Source organism: Jiella sp. M17.18, assembly GCF_041027365.1.
GTDB lineage: Bacteria > Pseudomonadota > Alphaproteobacteria > Rhizobiales > Rhizobiaceae > VKMB-3413.
Genome location: NZ_JBFTEH010000002.1, coordinates 153,775 through 165,691 on the forward strand (window position 1 = coordinate 153,775; position 11,917 = coordinate 165,691).

11 protein-coding genes are annotated in these 11,917 nt (G+C 67.0%); 4 read left to right on the forward strand and 7 right to left on the reverse strand.

Going from position 1 to position 11,917, the window contains the following annotated elements; all coding sequences use genetic code 11:
* Position 1 precedes the first annotated feature (1 nt).
* The 4 genes from AB5S17_RS04160 to rsmA all read left to right on the forward strand — a co-directional run bounded on the left by AB5S17_RS04160 (position 2) and on the right by rsmA (position 5,566).
* Positions 2-2,539: an LPS-assembly protein LptD gene (locus AB5S17_RS04160; RefSeq protein ID WP_369236470.1), complete on the forward strand. Its 2,538-nt coding sequence runs from the start codon at positions 2-4 to the stop codon at positions 2,537-2,539.
* Positions 2,540-2,715: 176 nt separating this feature from the next.
* Complete coding sequence (locus tag AB5S17_RS04165; protein ID WP_369236472.1) at positions 2,716-3,675, forward strand: SurA N-terminal domain-containing protein; 960 nt, start codon at positions 2,716-2,718, stop codon at positions 3,673-3,675.
* Between the two features lie 8 nt (positions 3,676-3,683).
* The gene (gene pdxA / locus AB5S17_RS04170) at positions 3,684-4,742 is read left to right on the forward strand and encodes a 4-hydroxythreonine-4-phosphate dehydrogenase PdxA (protein WP_369236474.1); all 1,059 of its coding nucleotides are present in this window, start codon (positions 3,684-3,686) and stop codon (positions 4,740-4,742) included.
* Positions 4,739-5,566, forward strand: a complete 828-nt coding sequence (gene rsmA / locus AB5S17_RS04175) for a 16S rRNA (adenine(1518)-N(6)/adenine(1519)-N(6))-dimethyltransferase RsmA (RefSeq protein WP_369236476.1) — start codon at positions 4,739-4,741, stop codon at positions 5,564-5,566. Before pdxA ends, rsmA begins: the two co-directional genes overlap by 4 nt.
* Positions 5,567-5,599: 33 nt before the next feature.
* Here the strand turns inward: rsmA and gmk are convergent, their stop codons facing one another.
* The 7 genes from gmk to fabG form a co-directional block, all read right to left on the reverse strand.
* Complete coding sequence (gene gmk / locus AB5S17_RS04180) at positions 5,600-6,265, reverse strand: guanylate kinase (protein ID WP_369236478.1); 666 nt, start codon at positions 6,263-6,265, stop codon at positions 5,600-5,602.
* Positions 6,262-7,149 (reverse strand): YicC/YloC family endoribonuclease, encoded by an 888-nt coding sequence (locus AB5S17_RS04185; RefSeq protein ID WP_369236480.1) that lies wholly within the window; start codon positions 7,147-7,149, stop codon positions 6,262-6,264. The genes gmk and AB5S17_RS04185 overlap by 4 nt, the downstream gene beginning before the upstream one ends.
* Before the next feature lie 222 nt (positions 7,150-7,371).
* On the reverse strand, positions 7,372-8,427 hold the full coding sequence (gene mltG, locus AB5S17_RS04190) for an endolytic transglycosylase MltG (protein WP_369237377.1): 1,056 nt from the start codon (positions 8,425-8,427) through the stop codon (positions 7,372-7,374).
* A gap of 267 nt (positions 8,428-8,694) precedes the next feature.
* On the reverse strand, positions 8,695-9,351 hold the full coding sequence (locus tag AB5S17_RS04195) for a glutathione S-transferase family protein (RefSeq protein WP_369236482.1): 657 nt from the start codon (positions 9,349-9,351) through the stop codon (positions 8,695-8,697).
* 87 nt (positions 9,352-9,438) lie between these two features.
* Positions 9,439-10,704, reverse strand: a complete 1,266-nt coding sequence (gene fabF / locus AB5S17_RS04200; RefSeq protein ID WP_369236484.1) for a beta-ketoacyl-ACP synthase II — start codon at positions 10,702-10,704, stop codon at positions 9,439-9,441.
* 41 nt (positions 10,705-10,745) lie between these two features.
* Positions 10,746-10,982, reverse strand: a complete 237-nt coding sequence (locus AB5S17_RS04205) for an acyl carrier protein (RefSeq protein WP_026358398.1) — start codon at positions 10,980-10,982, stop codon at positions 10,746-10,748.
* A 176-nt stretch (positions 10,983-11,158) separates the two neighbouring features.
* A complete protein-coding gene (gene fabG / locus AB5S17_RS04210; protein ID WP_369236487.1) occupies positions 11,159-11,896 on the reverse strand; it encodes a 3-oxoacyl-[acyl-carrier-protein] reductase in 738 nt (245 codons plus the stop codon).
* Positions 11,897-11,917 lie beyond the last annotated feature (21 nt).

The window sequence follows — 11,917 nt, forward strand, 5'->3', positions numbered from 1 at the left end:
CATGATCGAGAGGGGGATCGAAGGCGCGGGGAACGGCGCGATCCGCAAGCGGTCGCGCGCTGTTCTCCTGGCCGGGATTGCGGGTTGGCTGCTGGTCGCCCTCGGCCCGGCAGGAGCGCAATCGACACTGTCGCCCGCCGCCGGCGGCACGCAGTCCGGCCTGCCTTCCGCGGCCAGCGTCGTTGCGCCTCCGCGCAACGCGCAGATGTTCCTGGAATCCGACACTGTCACCTACGATCGCGATTCTGCGGTCGTGACGGCGTCGGGCGGCGTGAAGATCGACTACGGCTCCTACAAGCTCGTGGCGCGCCGCGTGGTCTACAACCAGAAGACCCGCCGTCTGGTCGCGGCAGGCGACGTCCAACTGCAACAGCCGGACGGGAATGTCATTTACGCGGACACGATGGACATCACGGACGACTTCCGTGACGGCTTCGTGAAGGCGCTGCGGATCGAGACGCCCGACAACACGCGCTTCGCAGCCGCCGGCGCCGTCCGCGAGAACGGCACGACCACGACATTCGAACAGGGCGTCTACACCGCCTGCGAGCCCTGCCGGGAACATCCCGACCGGGCGCCACTCTGGCAGGTCAAGGCGCGCAAGATCGTCTGGGACCAGCAGAAGAAGGAAGTCCGCTATTACGGCGCCCGGTTCGAGATCTACGGCGCGCCGATCGCCTACCTGCCCTACTTCCAGTCGCCCGATCCGACGGTGAAGCGGAAGTCGGGCTTCCTCGCGCCGTCATTCCGCGCCTCGAATAATCTCGGCTACGGCGTGCGCATCCCGTACTTCCTGGCGCTGTCGGACGACAAGGACTTGACGGTCGCCGGCTCGTACTACTCCAAGCAAGGCTTCCTCGGCGAAGCCGAGTACCGGCAAGCTTTCGAGAACGGCATTTTCACTCTGCAGGCCGCAGGTATTCACCAGAACGATCCGGGCGCGTTCTCTGGCGACAACATCTACAGCACCGGCGGCGACCTCATCCGGAAGTCTCCCGACTTCAACACCGACCGTGGCATGATCGGGACCACCGGGCGCTTCGCCCTGTCGGACCGGTGGACCTTCGGCTGGGACGTCCTCTTGCAGAGCGACGACAACTTCTCCGCACGCTACGGCATCCCGAACTTCGCCAATCCGCTGCATAAGTCGGAAGTCTATCTGACCGGCCTCGGCGACCAGAGCTTCTTCAACCTCAGCGCCCAGAAGTTCGACTACCAGACCACGAATCCGCACGATCAGGAGAAGCAGCCCTACGTGCTGCCCTCCTTCGACTATCAGCGCATCGAACAAGAGCCGGTTCTGGGCGGCGAGGTCGAATTTAACGCGAACCTGGCCTCGATCTACCGTAACCATGAAGATGTCAGCGGCGTTTGCACGGCATCGCTGATCCTCGACACCGACAATCACAGCGACACCTATAACGAAAAGGTCTGCGCCAAGCCGGCGAACGGCTACCGCTACGAGCCCGGCATCCTGCGCTACAACGGGCTCGACGGCAGCTACACACGGGCAACGACCGAGGCGGAATGGCGCAAGAGCTATACGCTGTCTTCCGGTCTCGTGCTGCAGCCCTCCGCTTCTCTGCGCGGAGACCTCTACACGGCGGACATGTCGAGCAACGGGTTGACGAACCCCTATTTCGTCAACGGGACGCAGGTGGGGCAGGATACGTTCGGCGCCATCCAGGTCGATGGATCGGGCGGCCGCGGCATGGCGACAGCGGCGTTGATGGCGCGCTATCCCTACATGATCGAGACGGCGTACGGCACCCATGTCATCGAGCCGATCGGCCAGATCATCGTCCGCCCCAACGAGACCGACATCGGCGTGCTGCCGAACGAGGACGCCCAGACGCTGGTGTTCAACACCGGCAATCTCTTCCAGATCGACAAGTTCTCCGGCTACGACCGCATCGAAGGCGGGACGCGGGCCAATGTCGGGCTGCGCTATTCCGGCATGTTCGAAGGCGGCTATACGATCGACGCGGTGGTCGGGCAGTCCTACCAGCTGGCAGGCATCAACTCCTACGCTCAGCGGGACCTGGCGCTCGTCGGCTACGACTCCGGCCTCGAAACCAACCGGTCGGACTATGTCGGATCGATCGCTCTCGGCACGCCGATCGGCCTGACGGTCGGCACGCAGGAGCGGTTCGACCAGTCGAGCTTTGCCCTTCGCCGTTCCGATTTTTACGGCACTTATTCGGACGATGTCGGCAGCGCCACGCTCGGCTATACCTTCATCGCGGCGCAGCCGATCTATGGCTCGAACAAGGATCGCAACCAGGTCAGCGCGGCAGCGAGGGTGAAATTTGCGCCGGACTGGACCGCGTTCGGCTCGGTCGGCTACGACATCCAGAACGACACCTTCGTCAGCAAGCAAATCGGCTTCGGATACGACAACGACTGTGTCAGCCTCATCATCTCCTACACGGATCAGAGCGACCGATATTCCCTGACGCCGGATTCCAGGACGTTGATGTTCAAGCTGGGTCTCCGAACGATCTCGAGCTTTAGTCAGAAGGTTGACTTCAGGAGCTGAGGCCTGCGCGTGGATACGGGCTAGAGTTGACGCATGGGGAGGTTGTCGCCCAAATGTCCCGGAGGAAGCGGAAGGGGTGGGATCATGGGCTTTGGGGAAAATCATCACGGTTTCGCCAAAGCTACATGCTAGCCGCATCTCATACCGTCGTTGACCGGATCGGAGTTGATCGCAGAATGAACGTTCGCAGCCAGTTTACGCGCGTGGCTTTCTTGGCCCTCATGGCGGGCTCGTTCGCGGTCGGATCCGCCATCACCGCCGTGCCGGCTGTCGCCGCCTCCTCGATCAGCATCGTCGTCAACAAGCAGCCCATCACGTCCTACGAGATCCGGTTGCGAACGGCGTTCCTGCGTCTTCGACACGAGGGCGGCAACCTGACCCAGAAGGCGACGGACGAGTTGATCGACGAGGCCCTGAAGAAGCAGGAAATCCGCCGGCGCGGCATCGACATTCCGCAGTCGGCCATCGATCAGGCCTACGCCAACTTCGCCAAGCAGAACCACCTGACCGAGGCGCAGCTCGGCCAGGTTCTGGCGCGTGCCGGCTTCTCGAGCGAGGCCTTCAAGGACTACATCAAGGTGCAGATGGGCTGGGGGCAGGCGGTCCAGTCGCATGTGCGAAGCAAGGACAAGCTGAGCGATCAGGATGTCGTCCAGCGCATGCTGGCGCAGGGCGGCAAGAAGCCGTCCACGACGCAGTACACGTTGCAGCAGGTGATCTTCGTCGTGCCCCCGAAGGACCGCAGCGCTGCCACGCTCGACCGCCGCAAGCGCGAGGCCAACGCCATGCGAACGCGCTTTCGATCCTGCAGCCAGTCCTACGACATCGCCAAGGGGCTGACGGACGTCACCGTTCGCGACCTCGGCCGCGTCGCGCAGCCGGAGTTGCCGCCGCTGTGGAAGGACTCGGTCAGCCAGCTCTCCGCCGGCCAGACGACGCCCCCGCAGACGACCGATCGCGGCATCGAATTCATCGCGGTCTGCGACAGCAAGACCATCTCGGACGACACGGTGGCCGCGATGGTGTTCGAATCGCGTGACCTGAAGAAGCTCGGCGAGAAGGCCCAAAAGGGCGACGGACCGGACGCGGCCTGGCTGAAGGAACTCCGCGACAAGGCCACCATCGTTCGCAAGTGAGCGGGACGATGCCGGACAACCGAAGCCTCGACGACATCCGTCCGCTCGCCGTCACGGTGGGCGAGCCGTCGGGCGTCGGCCCCGACATCGTGCTGGCGCTGACGACCCAAAAGGGCGGGACGCTACCGCCGCTGTTCGTGATCGCCGACCCGTCGATGCTCGCCGCCCGCGCGAAGCGATTGGGGCTCGCGGTCGAGCTGGCACCGATCGCCAGTCCCGCGGACGCTGCCGGCGTCGGGCCGAGCGCCCTGCCCGTGCTGCCGCTCGTCAACCGCCACGCCGAGGCGCCGCGCGAGATCGATCCCGCCAATGGCGCCGGGACGGTCGAGGCGATCGATCGCGCCACGGCGCTCGTCCTTGCGGGCGAGGCTTCGGCGGTCGTCACCGGGCCGATCGACAAGAAGGCGCTCTACGACATCGGATTCAAGCATCCGGGCCACACCGAATATCTCGCCGACCTCTGTGCGAGCCGCACCGGCCGTGCGACGATGCCGGTGATGCTGCTCACCGGCCCGGATCTCTCCTGCGTCCCGGTGACGATCCACATCCCGCTCGCCGAGGTCCCGCGGCAGCTGACGCGCGAAGTGATCGAAGCGACCTGTCGCATCGTCGCGGCCGACTATCGCGACCGCCTCGGCATTCCCCGCCCGCGCCTCGCCGTCTCCGGGCTCAACCCGCATGCCGGCGAAAAGGGGGCGATCGGCGGCGAGGACGAGGCCGTGATCCGTCCCGCGGTCGAGGCGCTCCGGGCGGACGGCATCGATGCGGTGGGTCCGATGCCGGCCGACACGATGTTTCATCCGGAAGCGCGCGCCCGCTACGACGTTGCGATCTGCATGTATCACGACCAGGCCCTGATCCCGGCGAAGACCCTCGCCTTCGACGCGACCGTGAACGCCACGCTCGGCCTGCCGATCATCCGGACCTCTCCCGACCACGGCACGGCTGCCGACATCGCCGGCACCGGCAAGGCGCGGCCCGACAGCTTCCTCGCGGCCATCCGGCTTGCCGCGAAGATGGCGGCGCTTTCCCGCGGGACCGCCTCGCGCGAGGCTGCCACCGCGTGAGCGCGATCGACGGTCTGCCGCCGCTGCGCGAGGTGATCGCGGCCTACGATCTCGCGCCGAAGAAGAGCCTCGGCCAGAACTTCCTGCTCGATCTCAACCTGACCGGTCGCATCGCCCGGCAGGCAATGCCGCTCGACGACGCCTGCGTGGTCGAAGTCGGGCCGGGCCCCGGCGGGCTGACGCGCGCGCTGCTGGCGGAAGGCGCGAAGCATGTCATCGCGATCGAGAAGGATCCGCGCTGCGTCGCTGCGCTCGAGGCAGTGGCGGCGCACCATCCCGGCCGGCTGACGATCGTTCCGGCCGACGCGCTGAGCGTCGACCTTGCGGCACTGACGGACGAGCGGCCGCTGAAGGTCGTCGCCAACCTTCCCTACAATGTCGGCACGCAGCTGCTTCTCGACTGGATCGCCACGCCGACCTGGCCGCCGGCCTGGGAAAGCCTGACGCTGATGTTCCAGCGCGAGGTCGCCGAACGCATCGTCGCAGCGCCCGGCACGTCGCATTACGGCCGGCTGGGCGTCCTTGCGGGCTGGCGGACGCGGGCGCGCATCCTGTTCGACGTCTCGCGCGAAGCCTTCACGCCGCCGCCCAAGGTGACGTCGTCGATCGTCCAGCTGACGCCGCGCGCCGAGCCCCTGCCGGTCGCGCTGTCCGCGCTCGAGCGCGTCACCGCCGCCGCGTTCGGCCAGCGCCGCAAGATGCTGCGTCAGAGCCTGAAGCCGCTCGGCGGCGAAGCGCTCCTTGACGGCTGCGGCATCGAGCCGACGCGCCGCGCCGAGACGCTCACCATCGAGGAGTTCGTGCGGCTCGCCAACGCGCTTTGACGGCGCCGATCCTCCGATCGCGATCGGCCGGTGTCAGCCGACCTCTTCGGACAGAAGCTTCTCGGTGAAGTCGAACAGGCCCGGCCTGCGGTCGCGGCGCAGCCGCTCGGCGGTGATGATCGCCTGCACGGCCGTGAAGGCGTTGTTGAGGTCGTCGTTGACGACGACGTAGTCGTAGTCGCGCCAGCGCTCGATCTCGACCTTCGCGTTCTTCAGCCGCACCGCGATCGTCTCGCCGGAATCCTCGGCGCGGCGCAGCAGCCTTGTCTTCAGCTCGGCCATCGACGGCGGCAAGATGAAGATTGAGACGATGTCGGACTTCGCCTGCTTCTGCAGCTGCAGGGCGCCCTGGTAGTCGATGTCGAAGAGCATGTCGCGCCCCTCGCGCATCGCCTTCTCGGCTGCGGCGCGCGGCGTGCCGTAGAAATTGCCGTGCACCTCCGCCCATTCGAGCAGCGCGCCGTCGGCCCGCATGTGCTCGAAGGTGTCCCTGTCGATGAAGCGGTAGTGCACCCCGTCGATCTCGCTGGTACGGCGCTTGCGCGTCGTCACGCTCACCGACAGGGAGAAGCGCTGATCGGCTTCCAGGAGATTGCGCGCGATCGTCGACTTGCCCGCACCGGACGGCGAGGAGAGGACGAGCATGATGCCGCGGCGGGCGATTTCGATCGGGAGGCCCGATCCGTTCGACGACGTCATTCTAGATTCTGCACCTGTTCACGGAATTGGTCGACCACGACCTTCAGCTCGACCCCGATCGCGGTCAGCGACGCGGCATTCGACTTCGAGCAGATTGTATTTGATTCGCGGTTGAATTCCTGTGACAGGAAGTCGAGCCGCCGCCCGACGGGACCGCCCTGCCGCAGCAGCGCATGCGCCGCCTCGACATGGGCGCGCAGCCGGTCGATCTCCTCGCGGATGTCGGCACGTGCCGCGATGAGGGCCGCCTCCTGGTGCAGGCGCGCCTCGTCCAGCCGGTCGCCGGCGCCGAGAAGTTCGGCCACCTGCTCGCGCAAGCGCGAGCGGATCGCCTCCATCGAGCGCGCCGGGTCCGAATCGGCGCGATCCGTCAGCTCGGCGATCTCCGCGAGCCGCGCCATGAGGGCCTCGACCAAAGCGCGCCCCTCCGACAGCCGAGCGTGAACGAGCCTTTCCAGCGCCTCGCCGAAGCCGGCGACCACCGCGGCATTGCGCGCGTCGAGCGTGGCCGGATCAGCCGCTTCCTCGGCGACGTCGATGATTCCCTTGACCGCGAGGATGCCGTCGGCCGCCGGCGGTCCGGCATGCCCGTCGGCGACGAGCCGCGAGGAGAGCGCCAGCACCTGGCGGAGCATGTCCTCGTTGACGACCAGTTCCGGCGGCCGGTCCTCGCGCCGGAACTGCAGGCTCGCCTGGATGTTGCCGCGGCTGAGGCGCGCGGAGGCCGAACGCCTGAGTTCCGCCTCGATCCCCTCAAGGCCCTGCGGCAGACGCAGACGGAGGTCCAGCCCTTTGCCGTTGACCGACCGCAGTTCCCAGACGAAGTCGGCGCCCTCGGCACGGCCTTCCTGGCGGGCAAAGCCGGTCATGCTCTGAACGGCCATCGGCATTCCTCGCGCTCTGCTGGTCCGATGGATTCCGGCACCTGCCCCGGCATGCCCGGCACAGACCGTCGACCGGAATCGGGCCAGACGATGATCAGGCCTTGGCGATAGCACAGTTCGGGCCGGAGGTGGCCCGTCGCTTCGCCGGGCGGGGTCAGATCTTAGGAGCCGCGGGGAGTGACGGCCCCGGCGCCGGCCTCTCCGAAGCGCGGCTCCAGCCGGTCAGTTCGCGGTGGCGGCGGCGTCCGCCCGCTGCTGCTTCTGCAAGTCCCGGTACTTGCGGACATTGTTGTTGTGCTCGGAGAGGCTCGACGAGAAGACGTGACCGCCCGTGCCGTCGGCGACGAAATAGAGATCGTCCGTCTTGTCGGGATGGGCCACGGCCTGCAGCGCCGCCCTGCCGGGATTGGCGATCGGGCCGGGCGGCAGGCCCTTGATCTTGTAGGTGTTGTAGGGTGTGTCGCTGTCGATGTCGCTCTGCGTCACCGGCTGGTCGCTCGGCTTTCCGGCTCCGCCGTAGACACCATAGAGGAAGGTCGGGTCCGACTGCAGCCGCATGCCCTTCTTCAGCCGGTTGATGAAGACGGAGGCGACATGAGGGCGCTCCTCGGGGACGCCGGTCTCGCGCTCGACGATGGAGGCGAGGGTGATGAACTGGCCGACGTCCTTCAGCGGCAGGTCGGGATCGCGGCCCTGCCAGATCTCCGCAACGAGCTTCTCCTGCGCCGCGCGCATCCGCTTGACCATCTCCTTGCGGGTGGTGCCGCGCTGGAAGAGGTAGGTGTCCGGCCGCAGCGAGCCCTCCGGCACGGGGTCCGGCATCGGGCCGGTCAGCGTGTCGTCGGCGGCGATCCGGTCATAAGCCTTCTGGACGGTCCAGCCCTCGGGAATGGTGATCGAGTGCATGATGGATTCGCCGCTCTTCAGCTTCTCCATCACGCCGCGCATCGAGACGCCGGGCGCGAAGGCATATTCGCCGGCCTTCAGGTCGCCGGCCGCCTTCTCCAGCCGCACGCCATACTCGAAGACGGTGGCGCTGGAGATGATGCCGTCGCGCTCGAGGCCGTCGGCGATGGCCTGGACGCCGGTATTGCGCGGGACGACGTAGGTCGCCTGCTTCTGCAGCGGGCCCGGCGCGTTGAACTCGGTCGATCCCCAGTAGAAGATCGCGCCCGCCACCAGCAGCACGAACAGCGCCGCCGACAGGCAGAAATTCAGGAAGATGACGACCTGGCTCTTGGCGTAGCGCGAACGGCGCGGCGGCTTCGGCGCCGGCACCGGTTTGAAGTCGCGGCCGCGCCGGTTCCGCTCACGGCCCGTCTGCCCGCCGTCACCCCCGAATTGGTCGCTCACCGATCATCCCCTCGAACCGCCTCTCGCCGCCTGAAGCATCACGCCAATGTGGCGAAAGCCCGAACGGGCGGAAGCCCGCCCTGTCCCCTTCGGCGAAAGGCTTGATGTTGTGCTCCGCAAGCCCGGCGGCCTGCTCCGGCCGGTGCGACCGGCGTCCGCGACGCGACCCGCGATCGATCCCGTCCGCTCCGTTCAGGACGATGCGGGCAGCGCGATGCTCTCGCGGGCGAAGACCGCGCGCACAGCGGGCCGCTCGGCCAGCCGCCGCACGAGTGCGGTCCAGGCGGGAAAGTCCTTGGCCATGTCGTAGCCGAGAACCGGGCCGCGGCCCCAGGTCCAGAAGACCATGAGATAGAAGTCCGCGACCGACAGCGTGTCACCCGCCGCAAAGGCGTCGCCCGACCCGGCGAGCTTCTCCTCCGCCATCTGCCAGTAGACGCGGGTCGCCCGACGGCCGGTCTCGGTCACGTCGATCTGCGCGTCGGGATCGGTCGCATAGCGCTCGGCGCGCCGGATATGCGCATAGGACGGATGCAGTCCCGAGGACAGGAAGGCCAGCCATTCGGCGCAGCGCGCATCGGCCAGCGGATCGTCCGGCCACAGTCCCGCCTCCGGATGCAGCCGCGTCACGTAGCGCAGGATCGCCGGATTCTCGGTGATCACTGTGTCGCCGTCGGCGAGCGCGGGGACCCGGCCCTTGGGATTGATCCTCAGATAGGATTCGCTGCGCTGCTCGGCCTTGGCCATGTTGACGAGGACCGGCTCGAAGTCCGCCCCCGCCTCCTCCAGCGCCAGATGGGAGGCGAGCGAACAGGCGCCCGGTGCATAGAACAGTTTCAGCCTAGCCATGGCTCGTCCCTCACCTCGGCAGAAGGGGACAGGGCGCCGCCGCAAAGCGTGTCGGCGGCGCCACTGGCCCGTCTTCGATAATAGCGATCAGTCGGTGACGCGGCGCAGCACCAGCGAGGCGTTCGTCCCGCCGAAGCCGAAGGAGTTCGACAGCGCGACATTGATCCGCTTCTCGCGTTTCGTATGCGGCACCAGGTCGATCCTGGTCTCCACCGACGGATTGTCGAGGTTGAGCGTCGGCGGCGCGACATTGTCGCGGATCGCCAGCGCCGAGAAGATCGCCTCGACCGAACCGGCCGCGCCGAGCAGATGGCCCGTGGCCGACTTGGTCGACGACATGGTGATGCCCTCGGCCGCATCGCCCACCAGCCGCTCGATCGCCCGCAGCTCGATCTCGTCGCCGAGCGGCGTCGACGTACCGTGCGCGTTGACGTAGTCGATGTCGGAGGCCTTGATCCCGGCCCGCTTCATCGCCGCCGTCATGCAGCGGTAGGCGCCGTCGCCGTCCTCGGCGGGTGCCGTGATGTGATAGGCGTCGCCGGAGAGCCCGTAGCCGATCACCTCGGCGTAGATGCGGGCGCCGCGAGCCTTGGCGTGCTCATATTCCTCGAGCACGACGATGCCGGCGCCCTCGCCCATCACGAAGCCGTCGCGGTCGCGGTCATACGGACGCGAGCCGCGCTGCGGGTCGTTGTTGAAATGGGTCGACAGGGCCTTGCAGGCGGCAAAGCCGGCCAGCGACAGCCGGCAGACCGGCGATTCCGCCCCGCCCGCCACCATCACGTCGGCATCGCCGAGGGCGATGAGGCGCGACGCGTCGCCGATCGCGTGGGCACCGGTCGAACAGGCCGTCACGACCGAGTGGTTCGGCCCCTTCAGCCCGTTGCGGATCGACACGTGGCCCGAGGCGAGATTGATCAGGCTGCCCGGGATGAAGAACGGGCTGACGCGCCGCGGGCCCTTCTCCGCCAGGATCAGCGAGGTCTTCTCGATCCCCTGCAGACCGCCGATGCCGGAGCCGATCAGGACGCCGGTGGTGATCTGGTCTTCATAGGTCTCGGGATGCCAGTCCGCGTCGTCGAGCGCCTCGGAGGCAGCGGCCACGGCGTAGACGATGAAATCGTCGACCTTGCGCTGCTCCTTGGGCTCCATCCACTGGTCGGGATTGAACGTCCCGTCCTGGCCGTCGCCCCGCGGGATCTGGCAGGCGATCTGGCAGGCGAGGTCGGAGACCTCGAAGGTCTCGACCCGCCCCGCTCCGCTCTCGCCGTTCAGGAGGCGCTTCCAAGTCACGCCGGCGCCTGCGCCGAGCGGCGTGACCATTCCGACGCCGGTGATGACTACTCGTCTCATCAGTCACTCTATCGCCGGGTGGCCATGGCCACCCCGACGCATCAGGCCTGGTTCTTCTCGATGAACTTCACGGCGTCGCCGACCGTGAGGATGGTCTCGGCCGCATCGTCCGGGATCTCGACGCCAAACTCTTCCTCGAACGCCATGACGAGTTCGACCGTATCGAGGCTGTCCGCACCAAGATCGTCGATGAAGCTGGCGTTCTCGGTGACCTTTTCCTGCTCGACGCCCAGATGCTCGACGACGATCTTCTTCACGCGCTCGGCGGTATCGCTCATTGTAAGTCCTCTACTGAGATGGCTCTCGCCGCTTCGTTAGACGTGGGGCGGCGGTTTATCAAGCGGAGCGGTCCCGATCCTCTGGAGACACCCGCATTGACCTTGGTTAATCAGTTCGACGGCGCGCTTATCATGCTCTCCCGCCTGGGCCAAGCGAAAGCGCGCGCGGTCCGGCGTCAGATCATCGCCATGCCGCCATTGACGTGAATGGTCTGGCCGGTGACATAGGCTGCCTCCTGAGAGGCCAGGAATACCGCCGCAGCGGCAATCTCGGCCGCCTTCCCCATGCGCTTCATGGGAATCGCTCCCATGATCGCGTCCTTCTGCTTGTCGTTCAGCTTATCCGTCATGGCGCTGGAAATGAAGCCCGGCGCGATGCAGTTCACGGTGACGCCGCGCGAGGCGATTTCCTGCGCGAGCGACTTCGAGAAGCCGATCATGCCGGCCTTGGCGGCGCAATAGTTCGCCTGGCCGGGATTGCCGGTGACGCCCACGATCGAGGTGATGTTGATGATTCGCCCGTAGCGCCGGCGCATCATCGAATGGGTGAGGCCACGGGTCAGCCGGAAGGCGGCGGTGAGATCGATCTCCAGAACGGTGTCCCAGTCGGCATCGGACATGCGCACGAACAGGCCGTCCTTGGTGACGCCGGCATTGTTCACTAGGATGTCGACGCCGCCGAGCTCGGAATCGGCCTGTTCCGCGAGCGCCGCCTGACCGCTCCGGTCGGACAGATCGGCCGGCAGCACGACGGCGCGCTCGCCAAGCGAGGCGGCGAGTTCGTCGAGCCGCTCACGGCGCGTTCCGTGCAGGCCGACGCTCGCCCCCCGCTCGTGCAGCGCCCGTGCGATGGCTTCGCCAATCCCGCCGCTGGCGCCGGTGACGAGCGCCTTGCGCCCGGTGAGGTCGAACATTGCGCGTTCCTTCCCTTGGAT

Coding starts and splice junctions, on each gene's coding strand:
- AB5S17_RS04160 (WP_369236470.1), top strand. CDS start 2: ATGATCGAGAGGGGGATCGAAGGCGCGGGGAACGGCGCGATCCGCAAG.
- AB5S17_RS04165 (WP_369236472.1), top strand. CDS start 2,716: ATGAACGTTCGCAGCCAGTTTACGCGCGTGGCTTTCTTGGCCCTCATG.
- pdxA (WP_369236474.1), top strand. CDS start 3,684: ATGCCGGACAACCGAAGCCTCGACGACATCCGTCCGCTCGCCGTCACG.
- gmk (WP_369236478.1), bottom strand. CDS start 6,265: ATGACGTCGTCGAACGGATCGGGCCTCCCGATCGAAATCGCCCGCCGC.
- AB5S17_RS04185 (WP_369236480.1), bottom strand. CDS start 7,149: ATGGCCGTTCAGAGCATGACCGGCTTTGCCCGCCAGGAAGGCCGTGCC.
- AB5S17_RS04195 (WP_369236482.1), bottom strand. CDS start 9,351: ATGGCTAGGCTGAAACTGTTCTATGCACCGGGCGCCTGTTCGCTCGCC.
- fabF (WP_369236484.1), bottom strand. CDS start 10,704: ATGAGACGAGTAGTCATCACCGGCGTCGGAATGGTCACGCCGCTCGGC.
- AB5S17_RS04205 (WP_026358398.1), bottom strand. CDS start 10,982: ATGAGCGATACCGCCGAGCGCGTGAAGAAGATCGTCGTCGAGCATCTG.
- fabG (WP_369236487.1), bottom strand. CDS start 11,896: ATGTTCGACCTCACCGGGCGCAAGGCGCTCGTCACCGGCGCCAGCGGC.